Source organism: Pedobacter jeongneungensis, from assembly GCF_000633455.1.
Lineage (GTDB): Bacteria > Bacteroidota > Bacteroidia > Sphingobacteriales > Sphingobacteriaceae > Pedobacter > Pedobacter jeongneungensis_A.
This window is the reverse complement of the sequence record NZ_AYMG01000028.1, coordinates 199690-223082: the sequence shown is the minus strand read 5'-3', so window position 1 is coordinate 223082 and position 23393 is coordinate 199690. Positions and strand designations below refer to the sequence as shown.

Here is a 23393-nt window from a genome sequence, read left to right as displayed (position 1 = left end):
TGATAATGAAAATAAAAATTTACTTTCTTTTCTGTTTAATGCTCTTTGTATATCGTTCTTCTGCCCAACAGAACGACATCATGCCCCAATCAGAAATTTACGAATGGCCTAAAGATGCTGCGGTTAAACAAAAACTAGAGACCTGGCAGGATAAAAAATTTGGAATGATTATCCACTGGGGACTCTATGCCGTTCCCGGGATTATCGAATCTTGGTCTATCTGTTCTGAAGATTGGATCGAAAGGGATAGCACCATTAAATACGAAGATTATAAAAAATGGTACTGGGGCCAGAGCGAAAAATTTAACCCTACAAAGTTCAATCCTGAACAATGGGCCAAAGCAGGTAAAGATGCCGGCATGAAGTACCTGGTATTTACCACCAAACACCACGATGGTTTTGCGATGTTCGATACCAAACAGTCTAATTTTAGCATTGCAAAAGGTCCTTTTTCAACTAATGCGAAAAAGGATGTGGCTAAATATGTGTTCGATGCATTCCGCAAAGAAAACTTTATGATCGGTGCCTATTTTTCTAAACCCGATTGGCACTCTCAGTATTATTGGTGGGACAAATATGCTACCGCTAACAGAAACAACAATTACGACATCCGAAAGAATCCCTGGCGCTGGAATATGTTTAAAAGCTATACCCAAAACCAGATCGGCGAATTGATGAATAATTATGGCAGCATCGATATTTTATGGTTAGATGGTGGCTGGGTTCGCCCGCGGGCCAGTGTAAACCAGGAAGTGCTTTCATGGGGTGCGCCAATACCCGAATGGAGCCAGGATATAGATATGCCGAAAATTGCAGACATGGCCAGAAAAGCACAGCCTGGTTTAATTATGGTAGACAGAACGGTACATGGTCAGTTCGAAAATTACCAAACCCCTGAACAGAAAATCCCTGAAAAACAATTGGATTATCCTTGGGAGAGCTGTATGACTTTAGGAGGTGCATGGGGATTTGTCCCTAACGATCAATATAAGTCTGCGGGTGAAGTAGTGCATAAACTGGTAGAAATTGTTGCCAAAGGCGGAAGTTTGTTATTGGGCGTTGGTCCGAAAGCAGATGGAACGCTTCCTGACGATGTGGTTAAAAAATTAGAAGAAATTGGGCAGTGGACTTCAAAAAATGGTACAGCCATTTATGGAACACGGATAACCAAAAACTATCACGACGGGCAAAACTGGTTTACCCAGAGTAAAGACGGAAAAACAGTTTATGGAATCAGCTTTATTGATAAGGCTGTGGTTAACGAAATTTCATGGCAGGGGAGTATTCCTAAAAAAGGAACGCCAATTACCATTTTAACCACTAACCAAAAAGTAAAATGGACATTGAAAGATGGTAAAGTCCACTTTAATCTTCCTAAAACCGATGAGAAAATAGCCCTGACTTTTTCTTTTACGCCCGAAACCAAATAATGATGCCGAAATCGATAAAATACCTATACTTATTGCCCACGCTTTTTTTCTCTTGCAGTCTTTTTGCACAGGTTAAAAAAGCGCAAATATTGCCTTATAAAAATTCAAAGTTAAGTATCGATTTAAGGGTAAAAGACCTGATCTCCCGAATGACTCCGGAAGAAAAATTCTGGCAGTTGTTCATGATCCCTGGTGATGTTACCGAACAGAATAAGCAGCAGTTTAAACATGGTATTTTTGGCCTGCAGGTAAGTGCCGCCGCCCAGGGAAGTGGTAATGCACAACAGATGTTAACCTATAACACTTCTGAAGATGGAATTTCACTTGCAAAAAAGATCAATAAAATCCAGAAGTATTTTGTAACTGAAACCCGTTTGGGTATTCCCATCATTCCATTTGACGAAGCGTTACATGGTTTGGTGCGACAAGGCGCAACCGCTTTTCCGCAATCTATTGGTTTAGCAGCCAGTTTTGATACGACATTGGTGGCTAAGATAGGTACAGCCATTGCCAACGAAGCGCGGGTGCGGGGTTTAAGAGATCTTTTGGCGCCGGTAATTAACATGGCTACCGATGTAAGATGGGGCAGAGTAGAAGAAACATACGGTGAAGACCCTTATCTAACCACTGTGTTGGGGCATGCCTTTATGAATGCCATAGAAAAACAGAATATCATCGTTACCCCAAAACATTTTATAGCCAATGTTGGCGATGGCGGTCGTGACAGTTACCCCATTGAAATGGATAAACACTTTTTAGAGGAGATTCATTTCCCGGCCTTTAAAGATGGCGTTGAAAATGTGGGCATCCGTTCGTTAATGACTTCTTATAACAGTGTTTTTGGTTCGCCTGCCACTTCAAATAACTGGTTGCTCACTACAAAATTAAAATCTGAATGGGGATTTAAAGGTTTTGTTATTTCGGATGCCGGAGCAGTTGGTGGTGCCAATGTATTGCATTTTACCGCTAAAGATTATAAAGATGCTACAGCACAATCAATCAATGCCGGGCTGGACGTGATTTTTCAGGTTGATTATAATCACTACAAATTATTTTTGCCTGCGTTTTTAGATGGTAGTATTCCAAAATCCAGAATTGATGATGCCCTTGCCAGGGTATTAAGAGCAAAATTCGAACTTGGCCTTTTCGAGCAGCCCTATGTTGATGAAAGTATTGCTGAAAAAATGTTAAACGATCAAAGCAATCATATCCTCGCCAAAGAAGCCGCTTTGAAATCTTTTGTACTGCTTAAAAACGATAACCGTACACTTCCGTTAAAAAACACTAAACGTATTTTACTATTGGGTGAAGATGCTGTTGAAGGTAGGCTTGGCGGCTATAGTGGCACTGGAAATAAAAAGATAAACATCTTGGAAGGATTGAAAAGTGAAGTATCCGGCGATTTTGAAATTAATTATTTAAAAGGAAGCAGTCGCGAGCTTCAGTCTTTTGTTCCAGTTGATAGCCAATTCCTTTTTGCCAATCAAAAATCGGGATTGACTGCAAAATATTATAAAGGACTCAATTTCGCTGGCGAACCTGTAAAAGAGCAGTTAGATAAGGCCATCAATTTCAGCTGGACATTATATCCTCCGGATGAAAAGCTTGAGCTGGATGACTATTCGATACGCTGGGAAGGTAATCTTAAAATACCCCAAAATGCAGATGTTAATATCGGATTGGAGGGAAATGACGGTTACCGATTGTACCTGAACGATAAACTGGTGATTAATAACTGGGATAAAAAGTCATTCGGCGTAAAAACGGTTCCTTTCCATTTTGAGAAAAATAAAGCCTACTCCATTAAAGTAGAATTTTTCGAACCTAAAGGCAATGGCAAGATCAAACTCGTATGGGATTACAATGTTCAGCAACCAAACGAAATAACAGATGCGATAAAAGCGGCAAAAAATAACGACGTGGTGGTTTTTGTCGCAGGAATAAAGGAAGGGGAGTTTTTAGATCGGGCAATGTTAAACCTGCCGGGTAATCAGGAGATTTTACTGCAAGAACTTGCAAAAACTGGTAAGCCCATTGTGGTGCTATTAACCGGAGGCAGCGCCATCAATATGCAGCCATGGTTAAATAAGGTAAGCGCAGTTTTAAATGTATGGTATCCTGGCGAAGCTGGCGGCAGTGCCGTGGCAGATATACTATTGGGTAAAGCAAATCCCTCAGGAAAACTCCCGATTACTTATCCTGTTGACGAATCTCAGCTACCTTTGGTGTATAACCACAAGCCAACCGGAAGGGGCGATGATTATAATAATTTAAGTGGCGAGCCGCTTTTCCCTTTCGGATATGGATTGAGCTATACCGATTTTTCTTATACCAACTTAAAATTCAGCAGCAAAAGCATAGCTAAAAATGAAACCGCGACTGTAACCTTTGAACTAAAAAACACTGGTAGTTACGATGGTGAAGAAGTGGTTCAATTGTATATGAGGCCATTATTGAGCAAACTGGCTCAGCCTGTTCTGGCGCTCAGGGCTTTTCAAAGGGTGAGCTTAAAAACAGGTGAAACGAAAACCGTCTCTTTTCAAATAGATAAAGAAGTGCTTCAAACGCTTGATGGCAATAATAAATGGGACGTAGTTCCCGGAGATTATAGAATTATGATCGGCTCATCGAGCAAGGCGCTTTATTTAAAAGATAACATCACAGTAAAACCTTAAAAATACACCCCTATGGTTGGGTATAAACCATAATCGAGTAATAGTTGCCGCAGATTCTGGTTAAATCTGCGGCTTTTTTTGAGCTCGTTTTTATTAGATTTGTCATTCTGAGCGTAGCCGAAGAATCTATCAAAAGGAGCATGCTCTTCACATTATTTTTTGCCACGGAAACACGGAACGCACGGAGTTTTGATTATAAACCTGAGATACCGAACAAGCTGAATATCCTACTAGTTTCGTCATTCCAACCCCGATAGCTATCGGGTCGATTGGGAATCTTAATGCAATCAGCTTTAAGATTCCCGCCTTCACGCTGCGTCCTCTGCGGTTAAAACATGCGCGATAGGTTCGGCACCAGGCATTCAATTAACTACTTTAAACAGTTAACCCAAATGTAGTTTAAAAATCATAATCCATTCACCTCCATACTTCCTCTCAAAAAAGTAAGCCATACCTCACCTTTACGATCTTAGCTTAAAACCCCTACATCATCCCTTTTCCATCTCCCATCATCCATTTTTCATTATGTCCTTATTTTCAAATATTTAGCTTTAAAAACTATTTGCCTGGTAATCTGTAAAATACCGAATATTAACCGTACCTTTGCGGCTCAATTAAAAAATAAAAAGACGAATGACAAACCCATTTCAATTATTGGGGATAAGTGATGACGTCGTTAATGCCGTAAAGGATCTTGGATTTGAAACTCCAACACCTATTCAGGAGCAAAGTATTCCTGTACTGTTAGAAGGCACTAATGATTTTGTTGGTTTGGCCCAAACAGGAACAGGAAAAACAGCCGCATTTGGTTTGCCGCTGTTAGAACTAATCGATTTTAAAGTTAACAAACCACAGGCATTGATTTTATGCCCTACCCGTGAGTTATGCTTACAGATCGCTAACGACCTTAAAAACTTTTCTAAAAACATTGCTAATGCCCACGTTGTTGCCGTTTACGGTGGCGCGAACATTATGCAACAACTACGCGAAATCCGTCAGGGAATTCAGATCGTAGTGGCCACGCCCGGCCGTATGTTGGATATCATTGGCCGTAAGGCGATTGATTTTTCAAACGTTAAATATGTTGTGCTTGATGAAGCTGACGAGATGTTGAACATGGGTTTCCAGGACGATATCAACGACATCTTATCAACTACTCCTGATGACAAAAAAACCTGGTTATTCTCGGCTACCATGCCTGCAGAAGTTCGCCGTATAGCTAAAAACTATATGGATAACCCTGTTGAATTAACCATGGGCACAAAAAATACAGGTAACGTAAACATCGAACACGAATATTACATTGTTCGTGCACGTGATAAATACGCTGCCTTAAAACGTATTGTAGATTTCAACCCTGAAATTTTTGCCGTAGTATTCTGTAAAACCAAATTGGATACACAGGATGTTGCTGAGCATTTAATTAAAGATGGCTACAATGCTGATGCTTTACACGGCGATTTATCGCAACAACAACGTGATAAAGTAATGCAACGTTTTCGTGAGCGTAACATGCAGTTGTTAATTGCTACTGATGTTGCTGCACGTGGTATCGATGTAAACAATGTAACTCACGTAATCAACTACTCTTTACCTGACGAAATTGAAAGTTATACCCACCGTTCTGGCCGTACTGGCCGTGCGGGTAAAACCGGTATTTCTATCTGTATCATCAACTCTAAAGAATTAGGTAAAATCCGTCAGTTGGAGCGCATTATTGGTAAACAATTTACCAAAGCTGAGCTTCCTACAGGATTTGATGTTTGTGAGAAACAATTATTCTCTCTGGTACATAAAGTACACAATGTAGAAGTTAACAACGAACAAATTGATCAGTACATTCCTCGTATTATGGATGAATTTGCTGATTTAACCAAAGAAGATGTAATTAAACGTTTTGCTTCATTAGAGTTTAACCGTTTCTTGGATTACTATTCTAAAGCACCTGATTTAAATGCTGCAGTTGGCGATGACCGCGGTGCTGACAGGGGCGAAAGAGGAGCTGGACGCGGACGTGGTAGCGAAGGTTACACCCGTTTGTTTATCAACTTAGGTTCTGTAGATGAGTTTACCCGTGGCGATATGTTATCTTTTATCTGTAATAATGGTAAAATTGGTGGCAAAAGCGTTGGTAAAATCGATTTAAAAGGTGTTTTCTCTTTCTTTGAAGTAGAAGATGATGTTGCCGATAAAGTTTTTGAAGGCTTTAAATCTGTTGAGTTTAACGGTCGTCAGGTACGTATCGAGAAAAGCGGAGATGGTGGTCGTGGTGAAGGCGCAGGTGAAAGACGCGGTGGCGGCGAAAGACGTAGCGGTGGCGGTGGTTTCGGCGGTGAACGCAGAAGCGGCGGCGGCGGCGGTTATCGTGGCGGCGACAGAAAATCTGGCGGTGGTAGCGGTAGACGTGAAGGTGGAAATAGCGGTGGCGGTTTCAGAGATTTCTCTGGTCGTAGCCGTGATGACAAAGGTGGTAACACCGGAGGTCCACGCAGAGAAGGCGGAAACCGTGAAGGTGGAAGTGGCGAACGCCGTAAAAAATGGTAAATCACTAAACCAAATATTTTACAGCCGTCCCGATTTTTCGGGGCGGCTTTTTTGTTTAAGAGACGTCATTTCTGTAAATAATTATTTGCTACAAAGAATCGTCATTGCGAGAAGGCTTTTTCAGCCGACGAAGCAATCTTACAACGATCGATACCTCGCATGCGCATTAAGATTGCTTCGTGCCTCAGCAATGATGAGCATTTTTATCAAAAAATATCATCGTTAACAGCATGTGAAATATTATATTTAACGTTTAGATATACTAAACAATATCATGCGCTATTTTAAGCTTTTCTTTATTTTATTCCCATTGTTTATCAGTAAACTCTCTGCTCAGCAAGCAACAACGTCAGGTAAAAAAATGCAGTGGTTTGCTGATGCCAAACTGGGTATTTTTATCCATTGGGGCATTTACTCGGTTAATGGTATTTCCGAATCATGGTCGTTTTTCAACAACTACATCAATCACGATGCTTACATGAAACAACTCGATGGTTTTACCGCTGCAAAATACAAACCGGAAGAATGGGTAAATTTAATTAAAGAAAGTGGTGCTAAATATGCGGTGATTACCACAAAACACCACGATGGTGTTGCATTATGGAATAGTAAAATGCCCAACGCAACCACAACCGTTAATAGCAGTGCAGCCAAAAAAGATTTAATCACCCCATTTGTAACCGAACTTAAAAAATCAGGATTGAAAACAGGTTTATACTTTTCATTGCCCGATTGGAGTTATCCCGATTATGATGGTTTTACCCGCGACAGGAAACGTTATGATTATAAACAAGACCCTGCACGTTTTAAAAAATTCCAGGCTTATTTCCAAGGACAGCTAAACGAGCTTTCAACCAGATACAATCCCGATCTGGTATGGTTTGATGGCGATTGGGAGCACAATGGAGAAGAATGGCAGGCCAAAAATATACTATCAAATTTACGTAAGGTAAATCAGAACATTATTGTTAACTCCCGCTTAAACGGACATGGCGATTATGATACACCGGAGCAAGGTGTTCCGGTAGTAAAACCAGGTTCTCCAGAGTGGGAACTTTGTTATACGATGAACGATTCGTGGGGTTATCAGCCTTATGATAATCACTATAAATCATCCAACATGATTATCCGCACCCTGGTTGATTGTATCAGTATGGGCGGTAATTTGTTATTGGATATCGGACCAAAAGCCGATGGTACCATTGCGCCAGAACAGGTTCAGATTTTAAAAGATTTAGGCCGTTGGACTAAAAAACATAGTGAAGCGATTTACGGAACGCAAACAGGTATCTCTAAAAAACATTTCAATGGAAAAACTGCGCTTTCTAAAGATAAAAAAACGCTATTCCTTTACATCGATTATAAAACAGATGAAGGCATTGTGCTAACCGGTATTAAATCAAAAGTAAAAAATATGCAGCTGGTTGGCGGTGGTCAGGTAAAATTCGCCAACATTAGCGCCTCAGATTATATATTCAATATTCCTTCAACTAATTTTGATCAGGACGTAACTGTGATAAAAGTAAGTTTTGATGAGCCTGTTGACCTTATTGAAACCGAAAACGAAGCCATTTCATTAAAAGATTTATTCGAAGCAAATAATAAGCAGCATGCCGTTTCATACAAACTGAAAAAATTAGCTGCAACTTTGGATAAGGGCACCAATATTTTTAATGACACCAATCTAGCCGCTGATGGAATGGATTTCAACGTCAATATTAAACCTCTGGATCAAACAGTAAACAACTGGGTAATCAAAAATGCTGAAGCATTGTACAAAACAACTGGGGGAATTCCGGCAGGGCATTACCAGGGCAATACTGCACTTTCTGCAGATAAACAAACGCTTTATTTATTTGTAGAAGGCACACCAACTGGTCCGATTGCCATAAAAGGCTTAAAAAACAACATCAGCAGGATCAGGATTGTAGGGGAGGGTACCATGCTTCCACACGAAATTTATAACAAATTGTATTGGAGCAAAATACCCGGCATTGTGTACATTCCGGTACCTAAGGATAAATTAGATCCGGAGTTAACGGTAATCGCTGTACTTTTAGATGGCCCTATTGATTTGTACCGTGAAAAAGTTGGCGCGATAGAAAGTAATCTTTAATTATTTTGTATCTTAAAGATCCTTCGACTCCGCTAACATTGACAGATTCCGGTAAAAGGGTCGTCATCTCGACCGAAGCACCGCTGAGTGGAGAGATCTTTGAACTATCTTTTAGGTAAAGTTTAAAGATTTCTCCATTACGTTACCGATGAAAAATCGGTGAGCTTCAGTCGAAATGACGATATTATCTCTCTTAAGCTCTTCTATCACTAATATTGATTTTTATAAAATAAAATTACCTCTCGGGATGACGGCTATATGTAAATTCCGTGATTTTTGTGTCTCCGTGGCTAAAAATTATTTAACAATTGTAAAATAGTAACGCAACTTTATAATTATCCTTAAATTGCATTACTTTCGCACATCATGCAGGCAAAATATATCTCATATCAGGAAACCGGATCCTTTTCAAAACTGGTTTTGGATTATATTAATAACGAAGAACAGCTAAAAGCTTTTTACAGTTATCGCCCTGATATGGAGGGTTTAGCAAAAGCTATAAAAAATAGAAATTTCCAGGGCGATCGTACCACGCTGGTAAAGGTTTTGCAAGATCAGTACCAACATTTACAGGCCAATAAATCGGTTAGCAAAAATATTGAGCTTTTAGGTTTAGCAAATACTTTTACCGTTACAACGGGCCACCAGTTGAACCTGTTTACCGGCCCGCTTTATTTCATCTATAAAATTGTAACCGCCATTAACCTGGCCATTGAGTTAAAAATGGCACATCCCGACAAAAATTTTGTTCCGGTGTATTGGATGGCCACAGAAGATCACGATTTTGAAGAAATTAACCATGTAAGTGTTGATGAAAAAAATATCAGCTGGATACAACAGACAAACGGTGCAACCGGGAGATTAAGTACCAAAACCGTTGCTGCTGCGGTAACGGCCTACAAAGGTTACTTAGGTATTTCTAAAAATGGAAAAAGGATTGCGAAATTAGTTGAACAGGCCTATTTACAACATGATAATTTAGCTGATGCCACCAGGTTTTTGGTGAATAATCTTTTTGAAAAATATGGTTTGGTGATCGTAAACGCCGATGATCCTCTATTAAAAAAGCAATTTTCGAATATCATTACCGAAGATATTATTCAGCATAATAGTGCGAAGAATATTGAAAACAGTTCCAAAAACCTCGAAGATCTGGGTTACAAGACTCAGGTTAATGGCCGTGATATTAATTTCTTTTACCTTATTGATAACCTGCGTGAACGTTTAATCTTTGAAAAAGGTAAATATACAGTCAATCATACCGATATCAGTTTTACTGAAAGTGAACTGAAAGCCGAAATTGAATCACATCCAGAACGTTTTAGTCCGAATGTAGTAATGAGGCCTATGTACCAGGAAGTAATCCTCCCAAACATTGCCTATATCGGCGGTGGTGCCGAAGTATCTTATTGGATGCAGTTGAAAGCTAATTTTGATTTTTATAAAGTTGATTTCCCTGTTTTATTGTTGCGCAACTCTGCTTTATTAATTGATAAGCGCAGTGCTCAGAACTTATATAACCTGGGATTTTCTTTAGAAGATATTTTCTTACCTGTTGAAGAATTAAAAAACATCTGGGTAAAGCGAAATACAACTGCACAGTTAAGTTTGGCTGATGAAACAAGAGCGATAAATAGCATTTTCGACCAGATTAAGCTAAATGCTTATAAAATTGATAAAACGCTTTCAGTATCAACCGATACTGCGAAACAGAAAACCAATCATTTACTGGCCAACCTCGAAAAGAAACTGTTCCGTGCAGAGAAACGTAAACATGAAACTGCCCTTTTACAAATCGACAATGTAAAGAAAAGGCTTTTCCCGAACGGAGCACTTCAGGAAAGAATTTTGAATATTGCTCCTATGTACGTAAATTATGGAGAAGATTTTCTTTCTTCGTGTATAGAAAACTTCGAACCATTAGGCGGGGATTTTACTGTTTTATTGCCTTAAAATTAGTCCGGAGTCGGCAGTCTGAAGTCCGGAGTCAATCTTGATACCTATTATTCGATACCTAAAATGAACTTCTTCACCTTTACCGAAACCAACCTAAGAGCTTTCACTTACAGCGTTTTTAAAAAAATGGGCTGTTCCGATACGCATGCCGATTTAGCAACTGATGTGTTAATCCGTTCAGATTTACGTGGGATTGATTCGCATGGTGTGGCCCGGTTAAGTGGTTACGTTCGGCTTTGGGAAAAGAAAAGGATCAACGCTACGCCCGATATTAAAATCGTATACGAAACGCCAACTACGGCAACGGTGGATGGCGATGCAGGTTTAGGTTTGGTTGTTGCGCCATTTGCGATGAAAGTTGCTATCGAAAAGGCTGAAAAATATGGAAGTGGATGGGTTTCAGTCAAAAATTCGAACCATTTTGGTATTGCCGGTTACCATGCTTTAATGGCTGTAGAAAAAGATATGATCGGGATCAGCATGACGAATGCCAGTCCGCTGGTTGCGCCAACTTATGCCAACGAACGTTTATTGGGAACAAACCCGATGTGTTATGCCTTCCCGGCGGGAAAATATCCACCGGTAATTGTTGATATGGCCACTGCTGCTGCCGCAAACGGTAAGCTCGAAATTGCCCAACGTGCCAATAAAAGTATCCCCGATGGCTGGGTCCAGGATAAAAACGGAGAAAACTCTACCGATCCGAACGAATTAAAAAACGGAGGTTCATTATTACCTCTGGGCAGTGATAAAGATCATGGAAGCCATAAAGGTTATGGGTTAAGCGCAACCGTCGATATTTTATCAGCGGTATTATCTGGTGCCAATTATGGTCCTTGGGTGCCACCTTTTGTAGCTTTCTTAGAGCCTTCTGCAAATCCGGTTGGCGAAGGTCTCGGTCACTTTTTAGGTGCTATGCGTGTTGATGGTTTCAGGCCGGCTGCCGAATTTAAAGATCACCTGGATAACTGGGTAGAACGTTTCAAAAGCGCTAAAACAATCGATCCTGATAAAAAAGTAATTATTCCCGGAGAGCCTGAACATGAATTTGAACAGGAAAGAAAAATAAGCGGTATCCCGTTAATTGATGTGGTGGTAAAAGATTTGAATGAACTTGCGGTGAAATTGGGGATAGAGGAGTTGAAATAAATTTAGGGTTAACTGGTTAATTGTTGAAATTGGTCAATTGAAATTGCATGGAGTAAAATACAATTCCTTTATTAGTCATGCTTTTCAGTCTTCGAATGATTAAATGAAAAGTGCGTCATTCCCGCGCAGGCGGGAATCGTAATGCAAAATGCCAAGATTCCCAATCAAGTTGGGAATGACGATCTCCTACAATAACGCATGTTGTATCCTAGCGATAAGTCGAATTTGAATCGTTAAATTGCCTCTAAACGCCAGCCACTTCCCGCTATTACCTCAATCGCTCTGCGGAACGGATCAATCTTTCATCTTTATTAATTCCAAAAATAGCTAATACAATAAATAAGATAGCTAAAGTGGGTAAATAAGCACCAATACCATAACTGGCGCCTTCAATACCTCCAGGCAATTTTTTTGCATAAACACTGCACCAAAAGGAAAAACCGCCAATTAATATGATCGATACTACAGCAAAGCGTTTTTGAAAGACTCTTTTTCTATAATTGAAAATATTGATGAAACAAAGAAGAACTAAGGTGATGTTAGCAATTAACAATGAGTATACAGGTGTAATCTTTACTGTAATAAATTCACCAGTATCCCAGCTTGAAGCAAAGCCCTTTGTGTATAGTACTGGTAGTTGAATTCCATTTACATTTTTATCTAATATAGGAAAGAAGAACATTGCTGCTAATGTTACTGATGCTAATAAAAACAACATTGTTTGAGCTCTTTGCAGCATTACCTCAATCTTTCAGCCGAACGGATCAACCTTTCATCTTTATTAATTCCAAAAATAGCTAATACAATAAATAAGATAGCTAAAGCAGGTATGTAAGCACCAATACCAAAACTGGCACCTTCAATACCTCCAGGCAATTTTTTTGCATAAATACTGCACCAAAAAGCGAAACCACCGATCAATATGATCGAAATAACAGCAAAACGTTTTTGAAAGGTTCTTTTTCTGTAATTGAAAATATTGATAAAACAAAGGATCGCAATGGCAATGTTGGTGATCAACAAGGGTAAAAATGATTGTATTTTGAAGGGAGAACCTGCTTTTCCTGCGATAATCTGAAATAAGCCACTTGAGTACACTGCAGTTTCGGCCCCCGTTATTTGTTTACTGGCAATAGGCAAAAACAACATTAAAACTAAAGTTAAAGCAGCTAAAAAAAACCAGATCGATTGTATTCTTTGTATCATGAATGTAAAATATATAAGAACAAATCTAGCTTTTTTTGAGAAAAGAAAGAAAGATTAAAGTGTTCAGATAGGAGCAGGGATCGTTAAAAAGCATTAATTTATATTTTTGTGATAGATTTTGCACCGAACGCCATACTCCCAACGCCAAACGCCCTACTCAGCGCTTTGCCCTTTCCCCCTTAAACTGTATTTTTGCATCGCTTTGAGTAAAAAAAGGTATTTCATACAATTGGCTTATGATGGCAGTTTGTATCATGGCTGGCAAATTCAACCCAACGCAATCACCGTTCAGGAATTGCTGGATAAAGCTATGTCTGTGTTTTTCCGTCAGCCGATAGAAACACTGGGCTGTGGCAGAACAGATTCAGGTGTGCACGCAACTGATTTTTATGCCCATTTTGATGTTGAAAACATTGATGAAACAAAGGTTTTAAATGCAATAGCTGGTATTAATGCCATGTTGCCCTATCAGATTGCAGCTAAGCGAATAATCCCTGTACATGATGATGCACATGCCCGTTTTGACGCCACCGCACGCGCCTATAAATATTATCTCCACTTTGAAAAGGATCCTTTTAAACTTAACCGATCATGGTTGATTAAAGATAAACTGGATGTAGCGGCCATGAACCAGGCAGCAGCACTTTTGTTAAATTATACCGATTTTTCCTGTTTCAGCAAATCGAATACCCAAACCTTTACTAATAACTGTAAGGTCACAAAAGCTGTTTTCGAAGAACAAGGAGATGGATTGGTTTTTACCATCCAGGCCGACCGTTTTTTAAGGAACATGGTGCGGGCAATTATGGGTACATTGGTGCAGATTGGCAAAAAAGAAATAAATTTAGACGATTTTAAAGCAATAATAGAAAGTAAAAACCGCAGTAAGGCCGGCCAATCGGTACCCGCCTGTGGTTTGTATTTAGTAAAGATTGAGTATCCTTATATAAGGTAGAAGGCGGAAGGTTTAAGATGGAGGGTGTATAGATTGCCATCAAAAAGAGAAGTCTAAACCATAAGTTTATAGAAAGATAGTAGTATTTGAATTTTAAGATTACTTAAGGCCTTAAACCCTAAGCCTTACACCCTAAACCCTAAAAATGGCAGTTACAGGCGACGTATATAACACCGGATTACTGAAACGTATTTTTCAATATGTAAAGCCTTACCGTGCCGTTTTTGTATGGTCGGTTATTTTAACCATTCTATTGGCGGCTATTTCTCCCGTTCGTCCGTTTTTGATAAAATATACGCTTGATCATTACATTTTAACCGGAAAATACGATGGCCTGGTGAATATGACGATGCTCATGATCTTCATGTTGGTACTGCAGACGCTGATCCAGTATAACCACACGCTTTTAACCAATACTTTGGGGCAATCGGTTATCCGCGACTTAAGGATCAATGTTTTTAACCATATTACCAGGCTTCGCCTTAAATATTTCGATAAAACGCCTATCGGGCAATTAATTACCCGCACGGTATCCGATCTGGAAACCATTGCTGATATTTTTTCAGAGGGTTTAATCTCCATGATTGGTGATAGCTTGCAAGTGGTGGTGATTGTTGGTGTAATGCTCTATACTGATTGGGAATTGAGTTTAGTGGTACTTTTACCCATTCCGTTATTGATTATGGCTACCCGCAAATTCCAGAAGGCAATAAAAGTGGCTTTTCAGGAAATCAGAAACGAGGTTTCTAACTTGAATACCTTTTTGCAAGAGCACATTACAGGCGTTTCTATTGTGCAGTATTTCGCAAGGGAAAAACAAGAATACCGAAAGTTTTATGCCATTAACAAACGCTACCGCGATGCCAATATTCGTTCTAACTGGTATTATTCTATATTTTTTCCGGTAGTAGAGTTAATTTCGGCCATGTCGCTGGGTTTGTTGGTGTGGTATGGTGCAAAAAGCATTCTTTCTAAACCTTTAGATGTAACGCCGGGAACCATTACGCAGTTTATTATGTACCTGGGCATGGTTTTTACGCCGATCCGTCAGCTTGCCGATAAATTTAACACCCTGCAGATGGGTATGGTTGGCGCCGAAAGGGTATTTAAAGTTTTGGATACCGACGAAACCACGCCAAATGAAGGTACACAGAAACCAGCCAAATTAGACGGCAATATTAAGTTCGAAAAAGTTTGGTTTGCCTATAATGATGAAAATTATGTATTGAAAGATTTATCGTTTGAAGTAAAATCAGGCCAAACCGTAGCTTTAGTAGGGGCAACTGGGGCGGGTAAATCTTCTACCATCAATATCCTGAACCGCTTTTACGAAGTGAAAAAAGGAGATATTACGGTTGATGGCATCCAGATCGAAAATTTTGATCTGGATTACCTGAGAAGTAACATCGCAACCGTTCTTCAGGACGTTTTCCTGTTCTCGGATACGATTTTAAACAACATCACGCTCAATAATCCTGAAATTACCCTAGCCGAAGTAGTAAATGCAGCCAAAAAAGTAGGTGCACACGATTTTATCGAACGTTTGCCTGGTGGTTATCAATATAATGTGATGGAAAGAGGGGCAACACTTTCGGCAGGGCAGGCGCAGTTGATTTCTTTTATCCGTGCATTGGTGCACAATCCTGCTATTCTGGTATTGGATGAAGCCACTTCTTCAGTAGACACCGAAACCGAATTGTTGATCCAGAAAGCCATTGATAATTTAATGGAAGGTCGCACCTCTATCGTAATTGCCCACCGTTTATCGACCATCCAGAAGGCAGATCAGATTATTGTGCTCGATAAAGGCGAAATCAAAGAAAAAGGCACACACCAACAGTTGTTAAAGTTAAACGGTTATTACAAAAAGCTTTACGATCTGCAGTTTTCTTCGAAAGGCATCGCTAAAGTTTAAAACTCATTTATTTTCAAGGATTTTCTTAATTTAACAGCTTCTTAAATCCAACAGGAAGATGAAATTATTAAAATTGATTGCCTTGTTTTTGCTTTCGGTGATAGCCTTAAAGGTTACTGCCCAACAGAAAAAGTATGTAATGGTTATTCATGGCGGCGCGGGTACCATTTTAAAGAAAAACATGACGCCTGAAAAAGAAGCTGCCTACATAGCTGTTTTAACCCAGGCTTTGCAGGCGGGATACGCCGAAATTAAAGCTGGAAAAACCAGTATGGATGCCGTAGAAGCCACTATTCACGTGATGGAAAACGATCCGCATTTTAATGCAGGTAAAGGTGCAGTTTTTACGCATGATGGCAAAAATGAGCTTGATGCCGCCATAATGGACGGAAAAACGTTAATGGCAGGCTCGGTTGCCGGAGTAACCACCATTAAAAATCCGATTTCTGCAGCAAGAGCTGTGATGGAAAAATCAGAACATGTGATGATGGTAGGGGCGGGTGCAGAGCAGTTTGCCAAAGAAGCAGGTTTGGAAATTGTAGATCCGAAATATTTCTGGACACAAGAACGCTGGGACGGTCTGCAAAAAGCAATTAAAGAAGATTCAACAAAAGCTGTTCTCGATCATGGAAATAAAAAATCTGAACTTTTAGGGATAAAAAATCATGATTATAAATTCGGTACAGTGGGCTGCGTTGCGCTAGATAAGGCAGGTAACTTAGCTGCTGGAACTTCAACGGGAGGCATGACAAACAAAAAATATGGCCGTGTGGGCGACGCGCCGATTATTGGCGCAGGTACTTATTGCAATAACGAAACAGCAGGTATTTCTTGTACAGGTTGGGGCGAGTTCTACATCCGCAATGTAGTGGCAAAAACCATTTCTGATTTAATGGAATATAAAGGATTGTCAGTTGCCGAAGCCTCGAAAATTGCATTGGATAAAGTGGGTAAAATGGGTGGTGATGGCGGCTTGATTGCTTTAGATAAAAAGGGTAATGTAGCGATGCCCTTTAATACCGAAGGCATGTATAGGGGAACAATTACCGCTGATGGTAAAATTGAAGTCAGTATTTATAAATAGCGAAATAGCTATTTTAAAGTCGAGCTTAAAGCTATTTTGCAATAAACAGAAAAATTACTCATATATTTCCTTACTCCCATCAAGTAAATGACAGTTATAGAATTTGTAAAGAAAATATTTTCCAATTTAACCTTTCAGGTTTTACTTGCCATCATCATAGGAATCTATGTTGGTGCTTACTTTCCTGATTTTGCGCCAACCGCTAAAATAATCAGTCAGGGTTTTATTAACCTGATTAGCATGTTAATTGCTCCGATTATATTCTTTACCATTGTTTTGGGCATCGCACACATGGGCGATATGAAAAAGGTAGGCAGGGTAGGCGGTAAAGCACTATTATACTTCGAAATCGTAAGTACAGTGGCCATTGCAATCGGTTTGTTGGTGGCCAATGTTTTAAAACCTGGTGCCGGAATGATAGCCAAAGGAGGCGATGCCAGCAAAATTGTTGGTTATGCCGAGCAGGCCAAAGAGATGAACTGGGCAGAATTTTTTCTTCACATTATTCCGCATAATGTAATTGCTGCTTTTGCAGAGGGAAATATCCTGCAGATTTTGCTTTTTGCCATTCTTTTTGGTTACGGACTGAATAAATTGGGCGGTGAAGGAACCAGTGTTTTAAATGCTTTTGATAAAATATCGAAAGTGCTTTTTAAAATTATGAAGGTAATTATGCGTTTAGCGCCCATTGGTGCATTCGGTGGGATGGCATTTAGCATCGGTACGCATGGCCTGGAAAGTATAGTAGGAATGGCTAAATTGATGGGTTCGGTATATTTAACCTGTATCCTGTTTATTTTTATTGTGTTAAACGGAATCTGTAGGTACTATAAATTTAGTTTGTGGCAATACTTAAAATACATCCGCCAGGAAATTTTAATTGTGTTGGGCACTTCTTCTTCCGAATCGGCTTTGCCAAGTATGATGCAGAAAATGGAATCCATCGGCTGCGATAAATCGGTTGTGGGTTTAGTAATTCCTACCGGTTATTCATTTAATCTCGATGGTACGGCCATTTATCTGGCCATGTCGGTTATATTTCTCTGTCAGGTTTTTCATGTCGATTTATCCTTAGGGCAGCAAATTACGGTTTTAGGCGTACTCATGGTAACCTCTAAAGGTGCAGCAGGGGTAACAGGAAGTGGTTTTATTGTTTTGGTATCTACATTAACTGCTCTAAAAATTATGCCGATAGAACACATTTCCATATTGATTGGTGTAGACCGTTTTATGAGTGAGGCAAGGGCCATCACCAACGTAATCGGCAACGGTATTGCTACAATTGTAATCGCCAAAAGCGAAAACCAGTTTGATGAAGAAAAGTATTTAAAGGCCATTCAGCCTGTGATGATAGAGAAAGGTGAGGAAGTTTAGCTTAGAGTTTGGAGTTCTCAGTTTGGAGTTTTCAGTTTTGTGTGCATAACCTAAAGCGCCTGGTAGCGGTACTCCCAACCCTTAGTGCATATTTAAACTTTCCAACCTTTTAACCTTCCAACGGTGACCCTTCACGCCTTCAACCTTTTTTATGTATCTTTGTAGCAGAAACATGCACACAGCTTGTTTAATTAATCCATAGCACATTGGCTCAAGAAGAACAAAATAACCGCAAAGAAAAGAGCGAGTTACACCCACGCAACAAACATCGTTCGCGTTACAATTTCAAACAACTTATTGCAACTTCAAAAGATTTAAGACGTTTCGTTTTTAAAAACGAGCATAACGACGATTCTATCGATTTTGCAGATCAAAATGCCGTAAAAGCACTTAACAGGGCATTATTAAAATATTTTTACGATATCCAGCAATGGGATATTCCTGCTGATTTTCTTTGTCCGCCTATTCCGGGCAGGGCAGATTATATCCACTATATAGCCGATCTTTTGGGCTCAAGCAATAAAGGTAAAAATCCAAAAGGTGCTAAAATCAATGTACTGGATATCGGCGTAGGTGCTAACTGTATTTACCCGATTATCGGTCACCAGGAATATGGCTGGAGCTTTGTGGGTTCAGAAATAGATCCACTTTCGGTTGAATCGGCAAAACGCATTATCGAAGCCAACAAGCCATTACAAGGTGCTATAGAAATCCGTCAGCAAGCATCAAAAATGGGTATTTTTAGAGGAATTGTGGGTAGAACAGAGCGTTTCGATGCCGTTGTTTGTAACCCGCCATTTCATGCTTCTTTAAAAGAAGCCGAGCAGGGCACCCGTCAGAAATGGCGTAACCTTGGCGGAAACGAAAAGGAAGTAAAACACGTACTAAACTTTGGTGGAAACAAGGCTGAGCTTTGGTGCCCGGGTGGCGAACGTGCCTTTGTTGAGCAGATCATTATTCAGAGTGCGCAAATCAAAAATCAGGTTTTATGGTTCAGCTCACTGGTTTCGAAAAGTGCAAACCTAAAAAGTATTTATAATAATTTGGTTAAGGCAGATGCTTTTGAAGTACGTACCGTGCAAATGAGCCAGGGACAAAAAATTAGCCGCTTTGTAGCCTGGACTTTTCATGATGAAGCTGCACAGGCGGAGTGGGTTAAAGGATGGAAATAAGTCTTGAGTCCAAAGTCATGAGTTTTTAGTCGACCAGCGATCGTTAAAAAAAAATATAATAAAGCCGGATTAATTTTTAATCCGGCTTTATTGTTTACAGTTGGTTAAGTTTGAACATTAAAATTTGGTGATTGAACTTTGCGATTTGGTCATCGAACCTTATTTCTTCTCATAAACAATCAAAATAACCAAATCATTCTCTGCATTGGGTGTTATACCATGCGAACTGCCCGGACGGGTTAAAATCGCATCGCCAGGCTTAACCGCAAAGGTTTTTCCATTCATTTGCATAGTGCCGTTTCCGCTGATCACATAATAAATTTCATCTTCTTTTTGCAGATGGTAACCGATAGATGAGCCCGGTTTTAAAGTCCTTTTTTTGAATACCGTTTTGAGGTTTTTGGCCTCAGCAAAAAAGTTGAAACCAATGGTCTTGCCTCCGCCATTGTGCGTGCCGGGTTCTTCTTTTGCTACTTCAGCATCGTTTTGAAGGATATATTTAGTGGTATCGGTATTTTGTGCAGATGCTTTAAACGAAATGAAGATTGCAGTAATAACGATTAAAACTAATATGGATTTTCTCATCTTGATATGATTTAACTTTTTGCTTTGGTCTTTCCGCTTTAAAAGTAAATTTAAGCGTTTTGACGGGATGTTGCCACAAGCATCCAAACTTTGTTACTAAACCCGATCGAAGTGGTTCTGGTTTTTCACCAGAAGGAACGAAGAGCGGGACTGTAATATCCGAAAAGTGCTAAACTGCTCATTTCCTAATCTTAAATGTCAATATTTTTGATTTGAAAACGAATGCACTGTGGTTCTTGGCCTTTGAAGCCCTGCCATCCACTTTATCCCGATGAAACCTGTGAAACAAGCAAGCACACCATAAAAACAGAAGAATAGTGCTTAAATCGGGATGCCCGTTCCTGTCAGGTTTATACCGAAGGCTTGCTCCTGATGTGGTGCCAAGAACAGCCGACTTTTGTTCCCTAAACCCGATCGAAGTGGTTCAGATTCTTCATCGGAAAGAACGGAGAGCGGGACTGAAGTTCTCCAAAAGAACCGGAAGTCGATTCCTTCGTCTTGATAAATCATATTTTTATTTGAAAAGGGGCGGCTTGTAGTGCTTAGGTTGGGGTCCTGTCCCTTAGGTTTATACCGAAAGGTATGCTTCCGATGTGGTGCCGAGAAAGGTCAAGCTTTGTTACCTCGTGCTTTTAACTTTTGTCTTTCCGCTTTGGTCTTTAGTCTTCCTGTTTTGGCCTTTCTTCATCAAAGTAACGAATCCTTACATTTTCCTGAAAAAACGGACTAAATAATATGGTTTTAGGTTTGAATTCCAGTTCAATAATATTAGCTTTGCACAAAAAAAATATTGATACATGAGCGTTTTAGTAAATAAAGATTCTAAGGTTATCGTTCAGGGTTTTACCGGAAACGAAGGAACTTACCACGCTGAGCAGATGCTGGCCTATGGTACAAACGTAGTTGGTGGTGTAACGCCTGGCAAAGGTGGGCAATTGCATTTAGAAAAGCCTGTTTTTAATACTGTTAAAGATGCCGTTGATAAAACGGGTGCAAATGTATCTATCATTTTCGTACCACCGGCTTTTGCTGCTGATGCAATTATGGAAGCTGCCGAAGGTGGTATTAAAGTTATTGTTTGTATTACCGAAGGTATCCCTACAAAGGATATGATTCAGGTTAAAGAATATATTGCTGACCGCGATGTTACGCTTATCGGCCCTAACTGCCCGGGTGTAATTACTGCTGATGAGGCTAAAATTGGTATCATGCCAGGTTTTATCTTCAAAAAAGGTCATGTAGGTGTGGTTTCTAAATCAGGAACTTTAACTTACGAAGCAGTAGATCAGGTGGTTAAAGCTGGTTTAGGTATCACTACTGCGATCGGTATCGGTGGTGACCCGATTATCGGAACGCCAACTGTAGAAGCGGTAAAATTATTAATGAACGATCCTGAAACTCACGGTATCATCATGATTGGTGAAATTGGTGGTGGAATGGAAGCTGAAGCTGCACGCTGGATCAAAGAACACGGTACTAAACCTGTTGTTGGCTTCATCGCTGGTCAAACTGCGCCTCCGGGACGTAGAATGGGCCACGCTGGTGCTATTGTTGGCGGTGCTGATGATACTGCAGCTGCAAAAATGAAAATCATGCGTGAGTGTGGTATCCGTGTAGTAGAAAGTCCTGCTGAAATCGGTGCTGCAATGGCAGAAGAATTAGCAAAATAAGATTTAAAATTCTCATTATATAAAAGCGTTTCGATTAGTTTCGGGACGCTTTTTTGTTTTTAACCTCACCCTATGAAAGGAAGAGGTTGGGGTGGGCTTGTGCATTCCTCTCCTGCAGGAGAGGCCTTTTTGGGATCGGCAAGTGTAACCCAAAGCAGCAAAAGTAAAAGCATTAATTAGAAGGTTATTAAAAACTATGAGGTTAAAAGAATTTGTTATGTCGTATAAAATTATTGACCACAAAGACACGAAGCACCCAATGATATGAACTATCGGTTAAAAGCACCTACTTTGTATCCTTCTCTTCCAGGAGAGGGACAGCACAAAAGACAATACTCATCAAACTTTGTCAGGTTGAGGTTCTGCGCCTAAAACTGAAAACTCCCAACTGCTAATTCCAAACTAGAAAGACACATTTATCATTATTCTGTAAATAGAATGTGATTCCCTTAAACCAGCGAACCAAAATAGAATCTATAGCGTATATTGATATATGAAAACGATGTTAAATAAACTATTTTTGATTTCTGCTGTTGTTTTAATAACAGGTCTTTCTGCTTGTGCCCAAAAACAGGATAAGAAAGAGGTAAAACAATCGAAGGAAACAGAACAAATCATACCAAAGAAGAAAATGAACTGGAATCCATTAACACCCGAAGAAGAAAGAGTAATTGTAAATAAAGGTACTGAATACCCAGGTACAGGTAAATACGAACATACAACAGATAAAGGAACTTATACCTGTAAACGTTGTAATGCTGCACTATACCGTTCGGAAAGTAAGTTTGACGCACATTGCGGATGGCCTGCTTTTGATGACGAAATTAAAGGCGCAGTAAAGCGTATTCCTGATGCAGATGGATCGCGTACAGAAATAGTTTGCGCCAATTGTGGCGCGCATCTTGGTCACGTATTTTTAGGCGAGGGATTTACCAATAAAGACACCCGTCATTGTGTAAATTCAATCTCTATGAATTTCGTGCCAGATCAAAAATAAGGTGGGTATAGTAGGGTTAGGTAGAGGCGTACGGCGATAAGCTGTACGCCTTTTTTAATGCACAAAATCAGGCTGTTTTTCCACAAATTATTGATTATAAACTAAATGCTTATATTTGCAGGCTCGATAAAGAAAATTTAGCCTATGAAGTATCTTCTGTTATTAAGTTTTTGTTTTCTGTTTCTGCAGGTCAAAGCACAAAATCCCGATCAATCAAATGAGCCGGATAGTATCAAAAAAACAGTTCTCGCTACTTATTATCACAGAAAATTCGAAGGTCGACGTACCACTAGCGGTGCCAAATACCGGGCTAAAAAACTAACAGCTGCCCATCGCACACTACCAATGGGTACCCTGGTTACCGTAACCAATCCCGATAATGGAAAATCGGTAATAGTAAAGGTAAACGACCGTGGCCCATACTCCAAAAAACTTGCGATAGATTTGTCTGAACGTGCTGCAAAACAGATTGGTATCTACCGTAAAGGCATAGCTAAAGTAAGTCTTAGTTATACTGTTGAGTAATACTCTTTTTAGCTCTATTTCGGGCTTATTACACCCCTCA

General features: G+C 39.8%; 17 protein-coding genes. 14 read left to right on the top strand and 3 right to left on the bottom strand.

What is annotated here, in order from left to right; all coding sequences use genetic code 11:
* Positions 1-5: 5 nt before the first annotated feature.
* The 6 genes from U859_RS0123900 (at position 6) to U859_RS0123875 (ending at position 11870) form a co-directional block, all read left to right on the top strand.
* Positions 6-1430: an alpha-L-fucosidase gene (locus tag U859_RS0123900; RefSeq protein ID WP_025145795.1), complete on the top strand. Its 1425-nt coding sequence runs from the start codon at positions 6-8 to the stop codon at positions 1428-1430.
* Positions 1430-4105 (top strand): glycoside hydrolase family 3 N-terminal domain-containing protein, encoded by a 2676-nt coding sequence (locus U859_RS0123895; protein WP_025145794.1) that lies wholly within the window; start codon positions 1430-1432, stop codon positions 4103-4105. The genes U859_RS0123900 and U859_RS0123895 overlap by 1 nt, the downstream gene beginning before the upstream one ends.
* Before the next feature lie 633 nt (positions 4106-4738).
* On the top strand, positions 4739-6649 hold the full coding sequence (locus tag U859_RS0123890; protein WP_025145793.1) for a DEAD/DEAH box helicase: 1911 nt from the start codon (positions 4739-4741) through the stop codon (positions 6647-6649).
* A gap of 274 nt (positions 6650-6923) precedes the next feature.
* On the top strand, positions 6924-8765 hold the full coding sequence (locus tag U859_RS0123885; protein WP_025145792.1) for an alpha-L-fucosidase: 1842 nt from the start codon (positions 6924-6926) through the stop codon (positions 8763-8765).
* A 366-nt stretch (positions 8766-9131) separates the two neighbouring features.
* On the top strand, positions 9132-10718 hold the full coding sequence (gene bshC / locus U859_RS0123880) for a bacillithiol biosynthesis cysteine-adding enzyme BshC (protein WP_025145791.1): 1587 nt from the start codon (positions 9132-9134) through the stop codon (positions 10716-10718).
* A gap of 66 nt (positions 10719-10784) precedes the next feature.
* The gene (locus tag U859_RS0123875; protein ID WP_025145790.1) at positions 10785-11870 is read left to right on the top strand and encodes an Ldh family oxidoreductase; all 1086 of its coding nucleotides are present in this window, start codon (positions 10785-10787) and stop codon (positions 11868-11870) included.
* A 268-nt stretch (positions 11871-12138) separates the two neighbouring features.
* Here the strand turns inward: U859_RS0123875 and U859_RS30620 are convergent, their stop codons facing one another.
* Positions 12139-12609: a DUF4293 domain-containing protein gene (locus U859_RS30620; RefSeq protein WP_025145789.1), complete on the bottom strand. Its 471-nt coding sequence runs from the start codon at positions 12607-12609 to the stop codon at positions 12139-12141.
* Positions 12609-13076 carry a DUF4293 domain-containing protein gene (locus tag U859_RS0123865; protein WP_025145788.1) on the bottom strand — a complete coding sequence of 156 codons (468 nt, stop codon included), beginning with the start codon at positions 13074-13076 and terminating at the stop codon, positions 12609-12611. The genes U859_RS30620 and U859_RS0123865 overlap by 1 nt, the downstream gene beginning before the upstream one ends.
* Positions 13077-13278: 202 nt before the next feature.
* Between U859_RS0123865 and truA the strand changes: the two genes are divergently transcribed.
* The 5 genes from truA to rlmF all read left to right on the top strand — a co-directional run bounded on the left by truA (position 13279) and on the right by rlmF (position 19576).
* Positions 13279-14031, top strand: coding sequence for a tRNA pseudouridine(38-40) synthase TruA (gene truA, locus U859_RS0123860; RefSeq protein WP_025145787.1), 753 nt, complete (start codon positions 13279-13281; stop codon positions 14029-14031).
* Between the two features lie 145 nt (positions 14032-14176).
* On the top strand, positions 14177-15946 hold the full coding sequence (locus U859_RS0123855; RefSeq protein ID WP_025145786.1) for an ABC transporter ATP-binding protein: 1770 nt from the start codon (positions 14177-14179) through the stop codon (positions 15944-15946).
* A 58-nt stretch (positions 15947-16004) separates the two neighbouring features.
* Complete coding sequence (locus U859_RS0123850) at positions 16005-17030, top strand: isoaspartyl peptidase/L-asparaginase family protein (RefSeq protein ID WP_025145785.1); 1026 nt, start codon at positions 16005-16007, stop codon at positions 17028-17030.
* Between the two features lie 87 nt (positions 17031-17117).
* A complete protein-coding gene (gene dctA, locus U859_RS0123845) occupies positions 17118-18404 on the top strand; it encodes a C4-dicarboxylate transporter DctA (RefSeq protein ID WP_025145784.1) in 1287 nt (428 codons plus the stop codon).
* 206 nt (positions 18405-18610) lie between these two features.
* Positions 18611-19576: a 23S rRNA (adenine(1618)-N(6))-methyltransferase RlmF gene (gene rlmF, locus U859_RS0123835; protein ID WP_025145783.1), complete on the top strand. Its 966-nt coding sequence runs from the start codon at positions 18611-18613 to the stop codon at positions 19574-19576.
* Between the two features lie 159 nt (positions 19577-19735).
* Here rlmF and U859_RS0123830 read toward each other — a convergent pair whose 3' ends face one another.
* Positions 19736-20161: a cupin domain-containing protein gene (locus tag U859_RS0123830; protein ID WP_025145782.1), complete on the bottom strand. Its 426-nt coding sequence runs from the start codon at positions 20159-20161 to the stop codon at positions 19736-19738.
* A gap of 797 nt (positions 20162-20958) precedes the next feature.
* Between U859_RS0123830 and sucD the strand changes: the two genes are divergently transcribed.
* The 3 genes from sucD to U859_RS0123805 all read left to right on the top strand — a co-directional run bounded on the left by sucD (position 20959) and on the right by U859_RS0123805 (position 23353).
* Positions 20959-21831 (top strand): succinate--CoA ligase subunit alpha, encoded by an 873-nt coding sequence (gene sucD / locus U859_RS0123820; protein ID WP_025145781.1) that lies wholly within the window; start codon positions 20959-20961, stop codon positions 21829-21831.
* A gap of 493 nt (positions 21832-22324) precedes the next feature.
* Complete coding sequence (locus tag U859_RS0123810) at positions 22325-22828, top strand: methionine-R-sulfoxide reductase (RefSeq protein ID WP_025145780.1); 504 nt, start codon at positions 22325-22327, stop codon at positions 22826-22828.
* A gap of 144 nt (positions 22829-22972) precedes the next feature.
* Positions 22973-23353 carry a septal ring lytic transglycosylase RlpA family protein gene (locus U859_RS0123805; RefSeq protein ID WP_025145779.1) on the top strand — a complete coding sequence of 127 codons (381 nt, stop codon included), beginning with the start codon at positions 22973-22975 and terminating at the stop codon, positions 23351-23353.
* The last annotated feature ends 40 nt before the right edge of the window (positions 23354-23393 follow it).

Bases quoted from the DNA above. Each gene is read 5' to 3' on its own strand.
- U859_RS0123885 (WP_025145792.1), top strand. From the start codon at position 6,924: ATGCGCTATTTTAAGCTTTTCTTTATTTTATTCCCATTGTTTATCAGT.
- U859_RS0123900 (WP_025145795.1), top strand. From the start codon at position 6: ATGAAAATAAAAATTTACTTTCTTTTCTGTTTAATGCTCTTTGTATAT.
- U859_RS0123875 (WP_025145790.1), top strand. From the start codon at position 10,785: ATGAACTTCTTCACCTTTACCGAAACCAACCTAAGAGCTTTCACTTAC.
- U859_RS30620 (WP_025145789.1), bottom strand. From the start codon at position 12,609: ATGCTGCAAAGAGCTCAAACAATGTTGTTTTTATTAGCATCAGTAACA.
- U859_RS0123895 (WP_025145794.1), top strand. From the start codon at position 1,430: ATGATGCCGAAATCGATAAAATACCTATACTTATTGCCCACGCTTTTT.
- U859_RS0123805 (WP_025145779.1), top strand. From the start codon at position 22,973: ATGAAGTATCTTCTGTTATTAAGTTTTTGTTTTCTGTTTCTGCAGGTC.
- U859_RS0123865 (WP_025145788.1), bottom strand. From the start codon at position 13,076: ATGATACAAAGAATACAATCGATCTGGTTTTTTTTAGCTGCTTTAACT.
- U859_RS0123830 (WP_025145782.1), bottom strand. From the start codon at position 20,161: ATGAGAAAATCCATATTAGTTTTAATCGTTATTACTGCAATCTTCATT.
- sucD (WP_025145781.1), top strand. From the start codon at position 20,959: ATGAGCGTTTTAGTAAATAAAGATTCTAAGGTTATCGTTCAGGGTTTT.
- U859_RS0123890 (WP_025145793.1), top strand. From the start codon at position 4,739: ATGACAAACCCATTTCAATTATTGGGGATAAGTGATGACGTCGTTAAT.
- bshC (WP_025145791.1), top strand. From the start codon at position 9,132: ATGCAGGCAAAATATATCTCATATCAGGAAACCGGATCCTTTTCAAAA.
- U859_RS0123850 (WP_025145785.1), top strand. From the start codon at position 16,005: ATGAAATTATTAAAATTGATTGCCTTGTTTTTGCTTTCGGTGATAGCC.
- U859_RS0123855 (WP_025145786.1), top strand. From the start codon at position 14,177: ATGGCAGTTACAGGCGACGTATATAACACCGGATTACTGAAACGTATT.
- dctA (WP_025145784.1), top strand. From the start codon at position 17,118: ATGACAGTTATAGAATTTGTAAAGAAAATATTTTCCAATTTAACCTTT.
- U859_RS0123810 (WP_025145780.1), top strand. From the start codon at position 22,325: ATGAAAACGATGTTAAATAAACTATTTTTGATTTCTGCTGTTGTTTTA.